Here is a 16783-nt window from a genome sequence, read left to right on the forward strand (position 1 = left end):
GGTTACATCTCCTCGGTGACGTACTTACGGAGCCAGGTCCGGAAGTCCGGCCCCAGGTCTTCACGTTCGCACGCCAGTCTGACAATGGCACGCAGATAGTCGCCCCGGTCACCGGTGTCATAGCGGCGGCCCTTGAACACGACGCCGTGCACGGGGCCGCCGATCTTCTCGTCCTGGGCCAGCAGCTGGAGAGCGTCGGTGAGCTGGATCTCGCCGCCGCGGCCCGGCTCGGTGTGTCGCAGTATGTCGAAGATCGCGGGGTCCAGAACGTACCGGCCGATGACGGCGAGATTGCTGGGCGCGTCGGCCGGCTCCGGCTTCTCGACCAGGCCCGTGACCCGGACGACGTCGCTGTCGACGGTGGTGTCGGCGGCCGCGCAGCCGTAGAGGTGGACCTGGGAGGGGTCGACCTCCATCAGCGCGACGACGCTGCCGCCCTCCCGCTCCTGGATCTCCACCATGCGGGCCAGCAGGGCGTCGCGCGGGTCGATCAGGTCGTCACCGAGCAGCACCGCGAACGGCTGGTCGCCCACGTGCGGGGCGGCGCAGAGCACGGCGTGGCCGAGGCCGCGCGGGTCGCCCTGGCGCACGTAGTGCATGGTGGCCAGGTCGCTGGACTCCTGGACCTTGGCGAGCCGTTCGGCGTCTCCCTTACGGGTGAGCGCGGACTCCAGTTCGTAGTTGCGGTCGAAATGGTCCTCAAGAGGACGCTTGTTCCGACCGGTGATCATCAGTACGTCGGAGAGGCCCGCCGCTACGGCTTCTTCGACGACATACTGGATGGCCGGCTTGTCGACGACAGGCAGCATCTCTTTGGGAGTGGCCTTCGTGGCGGGCAGGAAGCGGGTTCCGAGACCTGCTGCCGGGATGACGGCCTTGCTGATCCTGGGGGGCGACTGAGTCATGCGCAGAACCTTAACGGGTGCACACACCCGGAAGATGAGCTTCCGGTTAACTTTGCCCTTAAATATGCCCATACGAGAACCGTGTGACTCTCCAATGAACCCTGACAAGTCCGGAAAGGTATCTGTGAAGGTGCCCGCAAAAGCCTCTCTTCGCCGCGAACTGCTCGCCGCCCGCGCTCTCCTGACCAAGGAAGACGTCACAGGAGCGGCCACGGTTCTCGCGGCCGGCGCGCTGGCCCTCCCCGAACTGGCTGACGCCCGAACGGTCGCCGCGTACGTCTCCGTGGGACGCGAACCGGGGACGCGGGCCCTGCTGGACACGCTGCGGGAGCGTGGCGTACGGGTGCTGCTTCCGGTGCTCCTGGCGGACAACGACCTCGACTGGGCCGCGTACGAGGGCGTGGAGCACCTGCTGCCGGCCGGGCGCGGGCTCCTGGAGCCGGACGGGCCCCGGCTCGGCCCCGCCGCCGTCGTGGAGGCCGACGCGGTCCTGCTGCCCGGGCTGGCCGTGGACGGGGCGGGCATGCGGCTGGGACGCGGCGGGGGCAGCTACGACCGGGTGCTGGCCCGGCTCGCGGTGGCCGGGGCCGACCCGGCGCTGATCGTGCTCCTGTACGCGAACGAGGTGGTCGCGCGGGTCCCTGCGGAACCGCACGACCACCCCGTGGACGCCGTGGTCACCCCGGCCGGAGCGCGGCGCTTCACCGCCTGACGGCCGGTCAAGCGCCGCGGAGGCCTCTACGGCTTGAGCGTCAGCGTGTCGACGGTGGACGCGCCGACCGCGTCCGTACCGAAGGACCAGTCGAGCAGTTCACCGTCGGCCCACTTGTCGGTCTGGTCGGTGTAGTGCCCGTTGAACGCGTGCCCGGAGGCCCCGGTGAGGTTGATCCAGCGGGACTTGTCCCAGTCCCCCACGTTGACCACCATCCGCATCGACGGCACCCAGATCACCTCGTAGCCGCTCGCCGCGTTCCAGCCGGTGGCGTTGACCGTCGCCTCGCCGCCGCCGAGGTTCCAGGGGCCGCGGTTGAGCGCCCGCTGGAGCAGATCGGGCCCTTCGGTACCGAGGGTCTGGTTCTTCAGCATCAGCCGGTGCAACCGGCCCCAGCTCCAGGTGGAGATGTCCTTGCCGAGCTTGGCGGTCAGCTCCCAGCGCGCGTCCTCCATCGCCCGGGCGAAGAGGTCGTCCCGGTTCTCCAGCGCGGCCTCGCGGCCCCTGGCGGGCGCCTTCCACCACTCGTTGTCCTGGTCCTTGACGATGTCGCGGACCACCTGGAACCAGCGGTCGCCGCCGTCCGGCTGCGCGGAGTCGCCGTCGCGCTGGCCGCACTCGCGTACGAGCTTCTTCTGCTGGTCGGCCGGGCCGCTGTTCTTGGCCGGCGGCACATTGAGGCAGTCGCCCTTGACCCGCAGCTCCTTGGGCAGCTTGTTGCCGAAGGCGAGCTTGAGGATGTTGCGCCAGACGCCGTTGAAGTACGCGGCGGCGGCCGAGTCGGACTCCTGGGTGTAGTCCCAGCCCTCCAGCAGCTTCTGCGCCTCACGCACGCTCGGGTCGGAGACGTTGATCTTCAGCAGCTCGGGCACCAGGAGCCTGGCGATCTCGCTGGAGTTGTCCATCTGCAGCTTCTGCATGTCGTCGGTCGAGACCTTCTCGCCACCCTTGATCTTCTGGGCGAGGAGGTCGTTGATCCGCTGGCTGCGGGCGCCGTAGCCCCAGTCCTTGGTCAGCAGGTGCGGGTACTCGTCCTCGTCGATCACGGCCTGGTTGGCGGTGACGATGTAGCCGCGCTTCGGGTTGTACTCCCAGGGCAGCTCGTCGAAGGGGATCGGGTCCTTCTCCCAGCCGTACGCCGGGTCCCACCCGGGGCTGGGCAGCGTGCCGTCGCCCTTGCGGCGGACCGGGATGGTGCCCGGCGCCTGGTAGCCGATGTTGCCCTCGGTGTCGGCGTAGATGAGGTTCTGGGAGGGGACCTCGAAGTTCTTGGCGGCCGCCCGGAAGGTCGCGAAGTCCTTGGCCCGGTTGATCGCGAAGACCGCGTCCATGGACTTGCCCGGCTGCAGGGCGGTCCACTTCAGCGCGACCGCGTAACCGTCGGCGCGGTCGGGGGCGGCGTTGGAGACGGGCGCCTTCTGGCCGACCCTGTCCAGCTCCTTGCTGCGGTCGGAGACCAGGGGCCCGTTGTTCGTCTCACGGACGGTGATCTTCCGGTCCCTGCCGCCGGCGACCTTGATGGTCTCCTCGCGGGTGACGAACGGCTCCACCTTGTCGTCGTACAGATAGCCGTCGCCGGAGACCTTCTCCAGGAAGAGGTCGGTGACGTCGGCACCGAGGTTGGTGAGGCCCCAGGCGATGTCCTGGTTGTGGCCGATGATCACACCGGGCATGCCGGAGAAGGTGTAGCCCGCGGTGTCGTACTGGCAGGTCTTGGAGAGCTGCCGGCAGTGCAGGCCCATCTGGTACCAGAGCGAGGGCAGCATCGGCGCGAGGTGCGGGTCGTTGGCGAGCAGCGCCTTGCCGGTCGTCGTGTGGGTGCCGCCGACGACCCAGGAGTTCGATCCGATGCCGTTGCCGTTCGGGCCGAGCAGCGCGGGAATCTTGTCCAGGGTGTCGGAGAGCGCGGAGAGCTGCGTGTTGAGGCCCTCGGTGGCGCCCTGGGCGGTCTGCGAGCCGATGTCGTCGGACGGGTCGGCGTCGAGGTCGAACTTCCCGGTGCCCGGGGAGACCGCTCCGCGGTCGACGATCGGCTTGTGGGTGTCGTAGGGGTAGTCCGGGTACAGGTCCTGGATCTGGTCGGCGTCGAGCCGGCTGGTCAGCAGCGAGCGGTCGATCTCGTCCTGCATGTTGCCGCGCAGGTCCCAGGCCATGGCCTTGAGCCAGGCGACCGAGTCGACCGGGGTCCACTCGGTCGGCTTGTAGTCGTTGGTCAGCCCCAGCGCCGCGTACTCGACCGAGATGTCCCGGCCTTCCTTGCCCTTCAGATAGGCGTTGACGCCCTCCGCGTACGACTGGAGGTTCTTCTTGGTGTCCTCGTCCAGGACCGTGTCGTACTCCTCCTGCGCGACCTTCCGCCAGCCGAGCGTGCGCAGGAAGGAGTCGGTCTCGACCTGACCGGAGCCGAACATCTCGGAGAGCCGGCCCGCCGTCAGATGGCGCCGGACGTCCATCTCCCAGAAGCGGTCCTGGGCCTGGACGAAGCCCTGGGCGCGGAAGAGGTCGGCGTCGGAGTCCGCGTAGATCTGCGGAATGCCGTACGCGTCCCGCTTGACCTCGACGTCACCGGACAGGCCGTCCAGGGTGATCGTTCCGGTGGTCTGCGGGTACGAGGCCCGCACGGTGGAGACGGACCAGTAGGAACCGAACCCGACACCCGCGACGAGCGCCAGCACCAGGACGAGCAGAAGGAGGCGAACGCGGCGCCCCTTCTTCTTCCTGCCGGGCTTCTTCGCGTCGTCGGAAGGGCCGGAAGAGTCGGTTGTATTGGCGGGCATCGCTGTCCTTCGAGGGGCAGGGTGGTCCTGGGAGTGCAGGAGCAACCATAGGCGCAGCCGGGAAGCCACTCGGACGCGGTATAGGGATGCATCCATTTGCGCGCATCCCTTGTATGGACACGCGTAGCCGTCATGCGATCACGGAAGCCGTCAAGGAACCGTTAAAGATTAGGTAAGGTAACGAAGTAACTGGCTGCCGGAGGACGATCCGGCAGGCGCACGCAGGGAAGGAACGGACCCTGACTGTCCACGCGCTCAACGAACTCCTGCTCGTCTGCTCACTCGTCCTGCTCGTCGCCGTGGCGGCGGTACGGATCTCCTCGCGCAGCGGGCTCCCCAGCCTGCTCCTCTATCTCGGCATCGGGATCGCCCTCGGGCAGGACGGCATCTTCGACGTCAAGTTCGACAACGCCGAGCTGACCCAGGTGATCGGCTACGCCGCGCTGGTCGTCATCCTCGCCGAGGGCGGACTCGGGGCGAAGTGGAAAGAGGTTGGGCCCGTCCTCCCCGCGGCCGCGGTGGTCTCCACCGTCGGCGTCGGCATCAGCGTGGGCATCACGGCCGCCGCCGCGCACTACCTGGTCGGACTGGACTGGCGCCAGGCCCTCATCATCGGCGCGGTCGTCTCCTCCACCGACGCCGCCGCCGTCTTCTCCGTGCTGCGCAGAGTGCCGCTGCCGTCCCGGATCACCGGCGTCCTGGAGGCCGAGTCCGGCTTCAACGACGCCCCGGTGGTCATCCTCGTCGTCGCGTTCTCCGCGGTCGGCCCGGTCGAGCACTGGTATCTGCTGATCGGCGAGATCGCCCTGGAGCTGACCATCGGCGCCGCCATCGGCATCACGGTGGGCTGGCTGGGTTCGCTCGGGCTGCGGCACGTCGCCCTGCCCGCCTCCGGCCTCTACCCGATCGCCGTGATGGCCATCGCCGTGATGGCGTACGCGGCCGGTGCCATGGCCCACGGCAGCGGGTTCCTCGCGGTCTACCTGGCGGCCATGATCCTCGGCAACTCCAAGCTGCCGCACTGGCCCGCCACCCGTGGCTTCGCCGACGGGCTGGGCTGGCTGGCCCAGATCGGCATGTTCGTGCTGCTCGGCCTGCTGGTCACCCCGCACGACCTGGTCGACGACTTCTGGCCGGCCGTCGTGGTGGGGCTGGTGCTGACCATGGTGGCCCGGCCGCTGTCGGTCTTCCTCAGCCTGGCGCCGTTCCGGCTGCCGGCGCGCGAGAAGGCCCTGATGTCATGGGCCGGGCTGCGCGGGGCGGTGCCCATCATCCTGGCGACCATTCCGATGGTCTCCGGCGTGGAGGGCAGCACGAGGATCTTCAACATCGTCTTCGTCCTCGTCATCGTCTACACACTGATCCAGGGCCCGACGCTGCCGTGGGTCGCGGCCAAGCTGAAGATCGCCGACGACGAGGCCGAGGCCGACGACCTGGGCGTCGAGTCGGCTCCGCTGGAGCGGCTGCGCGGCCATCTGCTGTCGGTCGACATCCCGGAGAAGTCCAAGATGCACGGCGTCGAGGTCGGCGAGCTCCGGCTCCCGGCCGGGTCCGCGGTCACACTGGTGGTCCGCGAGAAGGAGAGCTTCGTGCCCTCCCCCACCACGGTCCTGCGGCGCGGCGACGAGCTGCTGGTGGTGGCCACCGACCCGGTGCGCGACCAGGCGGAGGCCCGGCTGCGGGCGGTCGGCGAGGGCGGCAAGCTGGCCGGCTGGCTGGGCACGGGCGGCGGCGCCGGATCGTCCGGTACGCCGGGGAATCCCGGGCCGTCCGAGCGCTCGACGGCCTCGGGAGCGGGCGGGTCCGCCCTCCGCCAGGCGGTGAAGCCGGCGAAGCCGGCGCGGCGAATGACACCGGTGACACCCGTGACGCCGGTCAAGAAGCTGGGGCCGTCCGACGGCACCCCTGGTGATTCCTCCAGCAACACCCCTAGTACGAACGCGCGTCGCTAGAAAGTCGCTGGAAAGTCGCTGGAAGGCCGCTGGAAGTAGGCACACGCGTCACCTCTAGGACGCGGATCACAGGCCCACCAGGAGGCCCTGTGCGCATTCACAGGCGTACAGGGCTTCCGGCCTGTACGATAAAAGGCACACTGAACGACCAACTCTGTCTGATGCAGAGCTGGCGCGACCGTATGGCGGTCGTGGTGTCTCTTCGCCCGGCGTTTCTTCGCCGATGGCAGCGAGTCGCCCGGCATCTACCGCAGTTCCGCGCGAAGAGGACAGCTCTCGGCCGCTTCCGTCCGGCCCGCCCCACAAAGGCGCCGGGAAGCACTGCCACCAGGCAGCAGAAAGGCAAGGACCGTGGCAAACACGGTCACCGACCGCCCCGGATACGGACAACTGCTCCGCACCCCCGGTGCGTGGACCTTCCTCCTTCCGGGCTTCGCCGCACGGCAGCCCTTCGCGATGCTGACCATCGGCATCGTGCTGCTCGTCCAGCACACCACCGGCTCCTACGGCAGCGCGGGTGCCGTCGCGGCCGTCGCCGGCGTCTCCATGGCGCTGGTCGCCCCGCAGGGCGGCAAACTCGCCGACCGGTTCGGCCAGCGGGCCGTCCTGCTGCCCGGCGTCCTGCTGCACACCGTCTCTGTCGGCGCCCTGACCGCGCTGGCGCTGGCGGACGCGCCCCTGTGGGCGCTGTTCGCCGCCGCGGTGCCCACCGGCGCCTCGGTCCCGCAGATCGGGCCGATGGTGCGCGCCCGCTGGGCCGCGATGCTGGGGGCCACCCCGGACCGGCCCGCCTCCCCGCTGATGTCCACCGCCGCCGCCTTCGAGTCGGTGACGGACGAGTTCACCTTCGTCCTCGGCCCCGTGATCGCGACGGCGCTGTGCACCGGCGTGCACCCGGCGGCCGGACTGATCACCGAGGCCGCCCTCACCCTGGTCGGCGGCCTGCTCTTCGCCGCGCAGCGCGCCACCCAGCCCGCTCCCCGCCCCGCCGCCACGGCGGACCGGCCGCACACCTCGGCCCTCTCGATCCCCGGCGTCCGGGTGCTGATCGTCGCCTTCCTGGGCATCGGCGCGGTCTTCGGCGGCATGCAGGTCTCGCTGACGGCGTTCTCCGAGGAGATCGGCCACCCCGGCGTCAACGGTCTGCTGTACGGGATCTTCGCGGCGGGCAACATGCTGGCCGGCATCGTCTGCGGTGCCATCGCCTGGAAGAGCAGCCCGCAGCGCCGCCTCGTCGTCGGCTATGTGGCGCTGACCCTCATGGCGTCCGGCCTCTGGGCCGTGCACTCCGTACCGCTGCTGGCCGGGCTCGGCCTGCTGGTCGGCCTCTGCATCGCCCCGGCGCTGATCAGCGGCTACACGCTGGTCGAGTCGCTGGTGCCCGCCACCGCCCGCACCGAGGCCTTCACCTGGCTGACCGGCGCCGTGGCCCTGGGCCAGGCCGCCGCCGTGACCGTGGCGGGTCAACTCGCCGACGCCCACGGCGCGAGCACCGGATTCCTGGTCCCGCTGGCCGGTACCGTACTGGCGCTGGCGACCCTGCTGGCCCTGCGCTCACGGCTGGCTCCGAGGTCGGTGGGCCGCACGGTGGCACGTGGGATCGGTCACCGCGAGCCGGTCACGGTGGACTGATCCCGCGGAATACGTCAGTATGGAGCGTCGTTAGCACTCACTGAGTGAGAGTGCCAGGAGGAGCAAGTGCCGACCTATCAGTACCAGTGCACCGAGTGCGGCGAGGGCCTCGAGGCGGTGCAGAAGTTCACCGATGATGCCCTGACCGTGTGCCCGAGCTGCGACGGACGCCTCAAGAAGGTGTTCTCTGCGGTCGGCATCGTCTTCAAGGGTTCCGGTTTCTACCGGAACGACAGCCGCGGCTCCTCGTCGAGCAGCACGCCGGCGTCGTCGTCCTCGAAGTCGTCCGACTCCGGTTCGTCGTCCTCGTCGACGGGTTCGGACGCGAAGTCGAGCGCTTCGTCGTCGTCCTCGTCCTCCGCTTCCTCGTCGTCGGCCGCCGCGCCGGCCTCGTCGTCGAGCGGTACGTCGGCCGCCTGAGCCCGCGTACGCCCCAAACGCTTCACCGGACCCCGCCGATCGACTCGGCGGGGTCCGTACGTTTCCCGCGCGCGGCTCCGGATGCGCCCCCGGATACGGTGACCGCATGGTGAACGCACATACGGACACGAGCTCCGGCACAGACATCGCGGGTACGGCGCCGGGCGCGGAGATCGGGGTCATCGGCGGCTCGGGCTTCTACTCCTTCCTGGAGGACGTCACCGAGGTCGCCGTGGACACCCCGTACGGGAAGCCCAGCGACTCGGTCTTCCTCGGCGAGATCGCCGGCCGCCGGGTGGCCTTCCTCCCCCGCCACGGCCGCGGTCACCATCTGCCGCCCCACCGCATCAACTACCGGGCCAACCTCTGGGCGCTGCGCTCGGTCGGGGTCCGCCAGGTGCTGGGCCCGTGCGCCGTCGGCGGGCTGCGCCCGGAGTTCGGCCCGGGCACGCTGCTCGTCCCGGACCAGCTGGTGGACCGCACCAAGAACCGCGTGCAGACGTATTACGACGGTGAGGCCCGCGCCGACGGGACCGTACCCAACGTCGTGCACCTGGGCTTCGCCGATCCGTACTGCCCCGAGGGCCGGAAGGCCGCGCTCACCGCGGCGCGCGGACGCGGCTGGGAGCCGGTGGACGGCGGGACCCTGGTGGTGGTCGAGGGACCGCGCTTCTCCACCCGCGCGGAATCCCGCTGGCACGCGGCGATGGGCTGGTCGGTGGTCGGGATGACCGGACATCCGGAAGCCGTGCTCGCCCGCGAACTGGGGCTCTGCTACACGACGATGACCCTGGTGACCGACCTGGACGCGGGCGCGGAGGCCGGTGAGGGCGTCTCGCACGAGGAGGTGCTCCAGGTCTTCGCGGCCAACGTGGACCGGCTGCGGTCGGTGCTGTTCGACGCGGTGAGCGGGCTGCCGGCGGCATCGGCCCGCAACTGCGCCTGCGCTCACGCGCTGGACGGGATCGACACGGGGGTCGCGCTGCCGTAGCGGCGGGAGGTGCCGCAGGCGGAGTCGCCGGATCGGGTGACGGAGTTTTCCACATGCGCGAGGTTCTCCACAGGCCTCAGCGGGATGCGCGCGGACCGTGGATCGTGAGGGGAGTTCGGCCGGGACCACCGGCCGGACTCCCTTCGTCGTTCGCATCAGTTCGTATCGTTCGCACCCGTTTCGCATCCGTTCGCATCCGATTGCAGGTGACGCCATGTCTCCGTCCCCCTTCCCCGCGCCCCACGTCCCCGCCACGCCCGTGACCGCCGCGGACCACGTGAAACCGCCGCCCCGGCCTCCCGCGCCGCCGCCCGCCCCGTGCGGGGTCGGGCCGTTCGCGCCGCTGCGGGTGCGGGGCGGCGGGGCGTACCGGCTGCGGCGGATGCTGCGCAGACAGCGGCGCGCGATCGCGGCGGCAGTCGCGCTGGCGGGCGCGGCGCTGGCCACGACGGGGCTGGGCAGCGCCGCCGTCCCGGATGCGTCCGCTCCGGGCCCGGCCGTCCCGGGTACGGGGGTCTCGGGCACGGCCGTCTCGGGAGCGGGGCTCTCGGGCGCCGGCGGCACGGGCACGGAGGCCGGGCGCTCGTCGGAAGGTCTCGTCTCGGCGCCGGTGCGGATCGCGGACGCGGCGACCGTACGGTTGCTGCGCCCGGGAGACCGGGTCGATGTGATCGCGGTCGGCGAGGCGGGCGACGACGCCCGTGCGGTGGCACGCGGAGTGCGGGTGTCGCACGTGCCGGGTCGGGCCGACGGTGACGGTGGCGGTGGCCTGCGGGGCGGTGGTGACGGGACGGCCGGTACGGGCGCGGCGCCGGAAGGGGCTCTGGTGGTGCTGTCCGTGGAGCGGTCCGCCGCTACGGCGCTGTTGGGCGCGGGCGCTTCGGGGCGGCTGGCGGTGGCGGTGTCCGATGCGAACTGACGCCCTCTCAAGTCACCCGTGCGCGTTACCGGACTGGACAGTGTCGCCTTCTCCCGCCTTAGGTGGCGGAGCAGTCTGCTCCCCTCACCGCACATGCGAAAGAAGGCTCACCTGTGAGCGAGAAGAAGGTCAGTCTCCTGGAGGGCTTCAAGGCCTTCCTGACGCGCGGCAACGTGGTGGACCTGGCGGTGGCCGTCGTCATCGGCGCCGCGTTCACGAACATCGTGAACGCGTTCGTCAAGGGCATCATCAATCCGCTGGTCGGCGCGTTCGGCACGCAGGACCTGGACAACTACAGCTCCTGCCTGCGGGGCCCGTGCACGACGGACCCGGCCACCGGACAGATGGACGGGATCGAGATCCTGTGGGGTTCGGTGCTCAGCGCCGCCCTCAGCTTCCTGATCACCGCCGCTGTCGTGTACTTCCTGCTGGTGCTGCCGATGGCCAAGTACCTGGCCCGGCGGGCGGCGATGCAGGCCGCGAAGGAGGGCGTGCAGGAGACGCTGGAGGTCAGCGAGCTGGAGGTGCTCAAGGAGATCCGCGACGCCCTGGTCGCGCAGCGCGGTGGTGGCGCGGGCGGCGTCGGTGGTGCCGGGACCGGCGGCTTCGGTGGGCCGGGCGAGGGCGGCGGGACGCTGCCGGGCCGGGACGGGGAGAGGTAGCCCGCCGGTCTGCGGTTCAGATGTGGTGGGGCGGCTTCTCGTCGAGGAAGCGGGCGAGGTCGGCGGCGGAGCCGCCGGAGGGCCGCTCGCCCCAGCCCCGGTCCGTGTCGTCCGCGGACTGCTGGTCCAGCGGATCGTCGAAGATCAGGACCGGCTTGGGCTTCGGCCGCGGTTCCTGCGGCGACTGTGCCGGCCGCTGTTGCTGCTGTTGCTGCTTCGACTCTCGCGGACCGGGGGTGGGGGCGGCACTCATGCCTCCAGGGTACGGCGGCCGGGTGCTCGGCGCGGGCCGCCGGTGGACCGGGCAGACCCTCCGGCAGGCCGCGTCCGGCTTCCGGGCGTGGCGGACGTCAGCGGTCCTTCGGGTCGATCAGCCAGAGGCCGAGCACGGCGAGGAACGACAGGCAGAGGAACCCGGCGCCCCACCAGGCCGTCCCGGTGTTGCCCTCCATCCACTCGTCGACCAGCACCGTCAGGCCCCAGAGCTGGCCGACGACCACGGTCATCGCCAGGGCGAGGCGGGCGGTCAGCTTGGAGGAGCGCTCGGGCTCCTGGTCGGTGCCGGCGCCGGGGCCGGGCCCGGTGTGGCGGACGCGCGGGTCTCCGTAGCCGCTGGTGGGGCGGATCTGCGGATACCGCTCGTGGACGGGCCGGTTCAGCGCGGGGTCGGCGCTGCCCGGGTGGTACGTCGGATAGTGGCTGCCCGGCGGCGGCAGCGGCTGCTCGGGGTGCGGGGCGTCGGTCATGCCCGCCTGCCGGGGATCTCGGTGGGGCCGGAGGTGGCGGAAGCGCCGGGGCGGCTCGGGGCGGCCGGCGCACCGGCGCCCCCGGTGCCGGGCCTCGCGGGGCGGGCCGGGGGTCGGGCGCCCGCGGCCCGCGGCGGGGATTCGGCGCCGGAGCCGATGTCGGGGCAGCCGATGCGGGCGGCGAGGTCGGGGCGTTCGCCGCCGAGCTGGCGGCAGAGTCCCTCCTCGACGCTCTCGCCGGAGCGGGTCGTCCCGACGGCCCAGATGCTGCCGTCGGTCTCCTCGATGACCACGACCTTCGGCAGCCCGCGCGGCGGCGGCCCGGCGGTGACCTCGCCGGAGCGGGCGTCGAAGACGCCCTCGTGGCAGGGACAGTACAGCTCGCCCTCCCGGCCCCGGTCCTTGCGCCAGAGGACGGCGCAGGCGAGGTGGGTGCAGACGGCTGAGTAGCCGACGAGGGTGCCGTCGTCGAGCCGGACGGCGACGGCCCGGTCCTCCTCGCCCGGGTAGCGGAAGGCGATGGACTCGCCGGGCGGGAGCCGCTGGGCGATGCGTTTGGCCTCGGGGGCCTTGCCGTCCTCGTCGTCGCCGTGACGGTGCAGGATGCCCGCGGCCACGCCGATGCCGCCGACGGCGAGGCCGCCGGAGACGGTGGTGACGATCCGGAGGTAGTCGCGCCGGGTGGTGAGGGAGTCGGCGGCGATCCGGTCGTGGAGCGCCTCGCGCGGGTCTCCTCCGGCCGGGTGGTCGCCGCCCGGCTGCTGTTCGGTGACGCTCATCGGCGGACGTCCTTCCCGTTGATCTCGACGACGGGAAGCCCGCCGGGTACCGGCCACTGCACCTTCTCGGCGGGGACGACCATGGCCACGCCGGTGCGGACCTCGGTCTCGCCGAAGACGAAGGTGTCGGCGACCTGGACACCGGGGCGCTCGGCCTGGAGCTCCTCGACGGTCCCGTAGAAGAGCGCTCCGGTCGGGCAGACGGTGGCGCACATGGGGGCCAGGCCGTAGGCGGTGCGGTCGTAGCAAAGGTTGCACTTCAGCTGGAGCTTGGCGCCGAGGTCGATCTTCGGTACGCCGAAAGGGCAGGCGTTGACGCAGTTGGCACAGCCGATGCAGCGGGTGGTGTCGGCCTGCTGCACCACCCCGTCGGCGGTCACCAGGATCGCGTCGGCGGGACAGACCTCGGCGCAGGGTGCGACCGGGTCCTCGCAGTGCATGCAGACGGTCGGAAGGGAGGCGACGGAGTGGCCCTCGTCGGTGTAGTCGAGATGGATCATCGATTTGCCGCGGTGCGAGTCGCATTCGCGGCAGGCGGAGACACAGGCCTGGCAGCCGATGCAGCGCCCCGGGTCGATGAAGATCGTGCGGCCCATCATGGGAGATCAGCTCCTCTCCGAGGTGCCACGGCCCTGCGGGGACGTGGGAGGCAGCGGGTCGGTACGGGAGACCTGGGTCTCCGGGTAGGCGACATGGCCGGGAGCGACCGGTGGTGCGGGGACCTCGTCGATCCGGTCGGCGTGCTCGATCCGGCAGGCGCACACCTTGTACTCCGGGATCTTCGAGCGCGGGTCGAGCGCGTCGATGGTGAGGGCGTTGGCCGCGGTCGGGACGGGCCAGTGGTAGGGGACGAAGACGGTGTCCGGGCGGATGGCCTCGGTGACCAGGGCGGGGAAGACCTCGCTGCCGCGCCGGGTGACGATCCGTACGGGCTCGCCGTTGCGGAAGCCGTGGGAGGGGTGGATCTCGGCCCAGGGGCGCGGGGTCTGCTCCACGAGGGCGCCGAGCCTGCGGGTCTGGTTGCCGGAGAGGAAGTGGGCCACGGTCCGGCCGGTGGTGAGGGACATGGGGTGCTCGTCGTCGTACGGGTCCATCGGCGGGTGCCACTCGACGACCTGGAGGTGGATCTTGCCGTCGGGGTGATAGGTCTTCCCGTCCTCGAAGAGGCGCGGGGTGCCGGGGTGGTCGGTGGTGGGGCAGGGCCAGGCGATGCCGCCGGTCTCCTCCAGCCGCTCGTAGGTGATGCCGTAGTAGTCGTTGACCGTGCCGGCGGAGGCGGTGCGCAGTTCCTCGAAGACCGACCGGGAGTCCGGGAAGTCGAACTTGTCGCCGGCGCCGAGGCGGCGGGCCAGTTCGCACATGACCCAGGTGTCGGTGCGGACGCCGGGGGGCGGGTCCTGGGCCTTGTTGTGCTTGACCACGCGGGCCTCGGCGTTGGCCATCACCCCTTCGTCCTCGGCCCAGGTGGTGACGGGGAAGACGACGTGCGCGTTGGCGGCGGTCTCGGAGAGGAAGAAGTCGAACTGGGCGTGGAACTCGGTGGCGTCGTACCCCTCCTTGACCACCTGGTAGTTGGGCAGGGAGACGAAGGGGTTGTTGCAGATGCCGATCAGGCCGCGGATCTCGCGGCGCTGCATCTGCCAGACCATCTCCATCATGGAGGTCCCGGCGGGCGGGAGTTCGGACTCCTCGATGCCCCAGATCTCGCAGATCTGACGGCGGTGCTCGGGGTTGGTGATGGAGCGGCCGCCCGGCAGGAGGTCGGACTTCTGGCCGTGCTCGCGGCCGCCCTGACCGTTGCCCTGGCCGGTGATGGTGCCGTAGCCGGCGCCGGGCTTGCCGATGTGGCCGGTGGCGGCGCAGAGGCTGATCACGGAGAGGCAGTTCTCGACGCCCTGCGAGTGGTGTTCGATGCCCCGGGCGTGCCAGGCCATGGCCTTCGGCGCGCGGGCGAAGGTGCGGGCGACCTGGACGATCTGCTCGGCGGGGATGCCGCAGATGGCGGCGGCGCGGGACGGCGGGTACTCGGCGGCCTTGGCCTTGACCTCCTCCCAGCCGGTGGCGTGGGCGGCGAGGTAGTTCTCGTCGGTGAGTCCTTCGGCGATGACGACGTTCAGTACGGAGGTGAAGAAGGCCGAGTCGGTGCCGGGCTTGAGGGCGACGTGGATGTCGGCGGTCCGGGCGATGGCGGTCTCGCGCGGGTCGATGACGATGAGGCTGGCCCCGCGGTCCCGGGCTCCCCAGACGTACTGGGTCATCACGGGGAAGCACTCGCCGACGTTGGATCCGGCGATGAGGAGGCAGTCGGTGAGGAGGATGTCGGAGAAGGGGTTGCCGGCCCGGTCGATACCGAAGGCGAGCTTGTTGGCGCCCGCCGCACTGACCATGCAGAGGCGGCCGTTGTAGTCGACGTGCCGGGACTTGAGGGCGACCCGGGCGAACTTGCCGACCAGATACGTCTTCTCGGAGAAGAGGCTGGCGCCGCCGAGCAGCCCGAAGGCGTCGTTGCCGTAGGTCTGCTGGATGCGCTTGACCTCGGCGACGGTGAAGTCGAGCGCCTCCTCCCAGGAGACCTCGCGGAACTCCTCGTCGCGGGAGCGGCGCATGAGCGGGGCGGTGAGCCGGTCGGGGTGGTTGACCTGCTGGTAGGCGTTGATGCCCTTGGGGCAGAGCCGCATCCGGTTGATGTCGTGGTTGCGGGGTTCGACGCCGAAGACCTTGCCGCCGCGGTCCACCCGCAGATACATCCCGCACTGGACGCCGCAGAAGCAGCAGTGCGTGGGGACGAGCGTCTCGCCGTTCTGGTCGGCGTGCCACTGGTCGGCCGGGATGCCGCCCGCGTCGCGGAAGGCGCGGGTGCCGGGCGGGGCGAGGGAGGGGTCGAGCGGGATGAAGGTGCGGCGGTCGGCGGCGGCTCGCGGTTCCGCGGTCACTTGAAGCCCTTCTTCACATGGGAGAGGTAGGCGCTGCCGCGCAGCACCCGCTTGCAGCGCGGGCAGTACTCGGCCCAGGCGTCGAAGTCGAGGCTGAGGTCGCGCATGGTGCCGCGCAGGTTCTCGACGTACGGGCCGGTGTCGATGGGTTCCTCGCAGCGGCGGCAGGCGAAGACCTTGTCGTCCTGGCGGCCGGTGTACTTGAAGAGCTGCATCCCGACCGCGGCCGGGCGCTGGACGATGTGGAAGAACTTGCCGAACGGGATGTAGATGAGCGTGAAGACCACCGAGACCATGTGGAGGATCGCCAGGAACTGGTAGCCGCCGCCGTGCAGGAAGATCGAGGAGAAGGTGAGCAGCAGCCCGGTCACGGAGATGACGATCAGCGCGATCAGCGGCACCAGGTCGTAGGCGAAGCGCTGGCCGGTGGAGGCGCCGCGGTCCTTCATCCGGCGCCAGAGGAAGTACGAGGCGCCGGGGATGACGAGCACGGCGGCGATGTCGAGGCCGTGGAACATCAGCCAGCCGAGGACGGAGAGCGAGTCGAAGCCGAGGATCTTGATGCCCCAGATCCGCATCTCGTAGCCGGGGCCTGAGCCGCTGCCGGAGGTGAAGGTGAACCAGCCCCAGGTGAGCGGGAAGGTGATCAGCGCGGCGAGGATGCAGCCCCAGAAGATCAGCTGGTGTGCGGCCCAGCGGGCGTGGGACCGGGCGCCGAGGAACTTCTGGAAGCCGAGGTAGGTGCCGATCATCTTCGGCAGGGCGGTGGGGGCCTGGCGGAAGTTCTCGTACGAGAAGAGGCTGCGCCAGCCCTGTTTGAAGAGGCGTCGCGCGCCGGGGGCGGAGATCCAGACCGTGTAGCGGTAGGCGACACCGAAGGCGAGGAAGACCGTGGCGACGGCGTACGGGAGGAGCGCCGAGTCGAAGTTGCGCAGCATGCGGCTGCCGAGGACGATCGCGACGATCAGGAGGGCGGAGACCACCACTCCGGCCAGGGTCGCGCGGGCGGTGACGGAGCGGGGGCCGGTGGCGCGGGCCGCGCTCGCGGAGTTGCCCGGGCGCGTGCCCGTGTGGTCGACGGGCGGATCCGGGTCGGCTGCGGCGGAGGAGGCGGAGGCTTCTGGCGGCTCGGTCACTCGGCCACCGTAGGACCGTTTACGGCAATTGGACCCGTTTTGGGCGGTAAGAGGGTGAGCGGGTCGCTCGGACAGGTGCAGGGACAGGCTCAGGCGGCGCCGGTACGTTCGGAGCGTACGTGGACGAGGCTGCGCCCGGCCGTGGGCGCCGGCCGCCGAGCCGAGGAGTGCCCGATGACCGCCGCCGAGGACCCGCGCCCGCCGCTGCCGGAGGGAGCG

General features: G+C 70.9%; 15 protein-coding genes. 7 read left to right on the forward strand and 8 right to left on the reverse strand.

Translation table 11 applies throughout. The features are described 5' to 3' along the window. Positions 1-2: 2 nt before the first annotated feature. Positions 3-905 carry a UTP--glucose-1-phosphate uridylyltransferase GalU gene (galU, locus tag ACQP09_RS13400; protein ID WP_432148023.1) on the reverse strand — a complete coding sequence of 301 codons (903 nt, stop codon included), beginning with the start codon at positions 903-905 and terminating at the stop codon, positions 3-5. Between the two features lie 94 nt (positions 906-999). Here galU and ACQP09_RS13405 point away from each other — a divergent pair, with 94 nt between their 5' ends. Further along, positions 1000-1617, forward strand: a complete 618-nt coding sequence (locus ACQP09_RS13405; protein WP_433398829.1) for a 5-formyltetrahydrofolate cyclo-ligase — start codon at positions 1000-1002, stop codon at positions 1615-1617. Positions 1618-1643: 26 nt separating this feature from the next. On the opposite strand, the gene ACQP09_RS13410 is transcribed toward ACQP09_RS13405, so the two are convergent. After that, positions 1644-4394 carry a penicillin acylase family protein gene (locus ACQP09_RS13410; RefSeq protein WP_433398832.1) on the reverse strand — a complete coding sequence of 917 codons (2751 nt, stop codon included), beginning with the start codon at positions 4392-4394 and terminating at the stop codon, positions 1644-1646. Positions 4395-4693: 299 nt separating this feature from the next. Here ACQP09_RS13410 and ACQP09_RS13415 point away from each other — a divergent pair, with 299 nt between their 5' ends. From ACQP09_RS13415 to ACQP09_RS13440, 6 genes are all read left to right on the forward strand, one after another. Then, the gene (locus ACQP09_RS13415) at positions 4694-6346 is read left to right on the forward strand and encodes a potassium/proton antiporter (RefSeq protein WP_433398835.1); all 1653 of its coding nucleotides are present in this window, start codon (positions 4694-4696) and stop codon (positions 6344-6346) included. A 351-nt stretch (positions 6347-6697) separates the two neighbouring features. Further along, positions 6698-7978, forward strand: coding sequence for an MFS transporter (locus tag ACQP09_RS13420; protein WP_433398838.1), 1281 nt, complete (start codon positions 6698-6700; stop codon positions 7976-7978). Positions 7979-8044: 66 nt separating this feature from the next. Further along, positions 8045-8398, forward strand: a complete 354-nt coding sequence (locus ACQP09_RS13425; protein WP_432148018.1) for an FmdB family zinc ribbon protein — start codon at positions 8045-8047, stop codon at positions 8396-8398. Between the two features lie 106 nt (positions 8399-8504). Next, on the forward strand, positions 8505-9389 hold the full coding sequence (locus ACQP09_RS13430) for an S-methyl-5'-thioadenosine phosphorylase (protein ID WP_433398842.1): 885 nt from the start codon (positions 8505-8507) through the stop codon (positions 9387-9389). Positions 9390-9603: 214 nt separating this feature from the next. Continuing rightward, on the forward strand, positions 9604-10308 hold the full coding sequence (locus tag ACQP09_RS13435) for a hypothetical protein (RefSeq protein WP_433398845.1): 705 nt from the start codon (positions 9604-9606) through the stop codon (positions 10306-10308). Positions 10309-10421: 113 nt separating this feature from the next. Beyond that, positions 10422-10970 (forward strand): MscL family protein, encoded by a 549-nt coding sequence (locus ACQP09_RS13440; RefSeq protein ID WP_432148016.1) that lies wholly within the window; start codon positions 10422-10424, stop codon positions 10968-10970. Positions 10971-10986: 16 nt separating this feature from the next. Here the strand turns inward: ACQP09_RS13440 and ACQP09_RS13445 are convergent, their stop codons facing one another. The 6 genes from ACQP09_RS13445 to ACQP09_RS13470 all read right to left on the reverse strand — a co-directional run bounded on the left by ACQP09_RS13445 (position 10987) and on the right by ACQP09_RS13470 (position 16564). Then, a complete protein-coding gene (locus ACQP09_RS13445) occupies positions 10987-11223 on the reverse strand; it encodes a hypothetical protein (protein ID WP_433398848.1) in 237 nt (78 codons plus the stop codon). 97 nt (positions 11224-11320) lie between these two features. Then, positions 11321-11716, reverse strand: coding sequence for a hypothetical protein (locus ACQP09_RS13450; RefSeq protein WP_404069114.1), 396 nt, complete (start codon positions 11714-11716; stop codon positions 11321-11323). Continuing rightward, a complete protein-coding gene (locus ACQP09_RS13455; protein WP_433398852.1) occupies positions 11713-12495 on the reverse strand; it encodes a ubiquinol-cytochrome c reductase iron-sulfur subunit in 783 nt (260 codons plus the stop codon). Before ACQP09_RS13455 ends, ACQP09_RS13450 begins: the two co-directional genes overlap by 4 nt. Next, positions 12492-13094 (reverse strand): 4Fe-4S dicluster domain-containing protein, encoded by a 603-nt coding sequence (locus ACQP09_RS13460; RefSeq protein ID WP_015609150.1) that lies wholly within the window; start codon positions 13092-13094, stop codon positions 12492-12494. Before ACQP09_RS13460 ends, ACQP09_RS13455 begins: the two co-directional genes overlap by 4 nt. A gap of 6 nt (positions 13095-13100) precedes the next feature. Beyond that, positions 13101-15428, reverse strand: coding sequence for a molybdopterin oxidoreductase family protein (locus ACQP09_RS13465; RefSeq protein WP_432148013.1), 2328 nt, complete (start codon positions 15426-15428; stop codon positions 13101-13103). Continuing rightward, entirely contained in the window at positions 15425-16564 is a 1140-nt protein-coding gene (locus tag ACQP09_RS13470) for an MFS transporter (protein WP_433398856.1), read from the reverse strand. The genes ACQP09_RS13465 and ACQP09_RS13470 overlap by 4 nt, the downstream gene beginning before the upstream one ends. Positions 16565-16783 lie beyond the last annotated feature (219 nt).

The organism is Streptomyces sp. CA-146814, from assembly GCF_050942385.1.
Classification (GTDB): Bacteria; Actinomycetota; Actinomycetes; order Streptomycetales; family Streptomycetaceae; genus Streptomyces.

Bases quoted from the DNA above. Each gene is read 5' to 3' on its own strand.
- ACQP09_RS13445 (WP_433398848.1), bottom strand. From the start codon at position 11,223: ATGAGTGCCGCCCCCACCCCCGGTCCGCGAGAGTCGAAGCAGCAACAG.
- ACQP09_RS13405 (WP_433398829.1), top strand. From the start codon at position 1,000: ATGAACCCTGACAAGTCCGGAAAGGTATCTGTGAAGGTGCCCGCAAAA.
- ACQP09_RS13410 (WP_433398832.1), bottom strand. From the start codon at position 4,394: ATGCCCGCCAATACAACCGACTCTTCCGGCCCTTCCGACGACGCGAAG.
- ACQP09_RS13460 (WP_015609150.1), bottom strand. From the start codon at position 13,094: ATGATGGGCCGCACGATCTTCATCGACCCGGGGCGCTGCATCGGCTGC.
- ACQP09_RS13430 (WP_433398842.1), top strand. From the start codon at position 8,505: ATGGTGAACGCACATACGGACACGAGCTCCGGCACAGACATCGCGGGT.
- galU (WP_432148023.1), bottom strand. From the start codon at position 905: ATGACTCAGTCGCCCCCCAGGATCAGCAAGGCCGTCATCCCGGCAGCA.
- ACQP09_RS13435 (WP_433398845.1), top strand. From the start codon at position 9,604: ATGTCTCCGTCCCCCTTCCCCGCGCCCCACGTCCCCGCCACGCCCGTG.
- ACQP09_RS13455 (WP_433398852.1), bottom strand. From the start codon at position 12,495: ATGAGCGTCACCGAACAGCAGCCGGGCGGCGACCACCCGGCCGGAGGA.
- ACQP09_RS13450 (WP_404069114.1), bottom strand. From the start codon at position 11,716: ATGACCGACGCCCCGCACCCCGAGCAGCCGCTGCCGCCGCCGGGCAGC.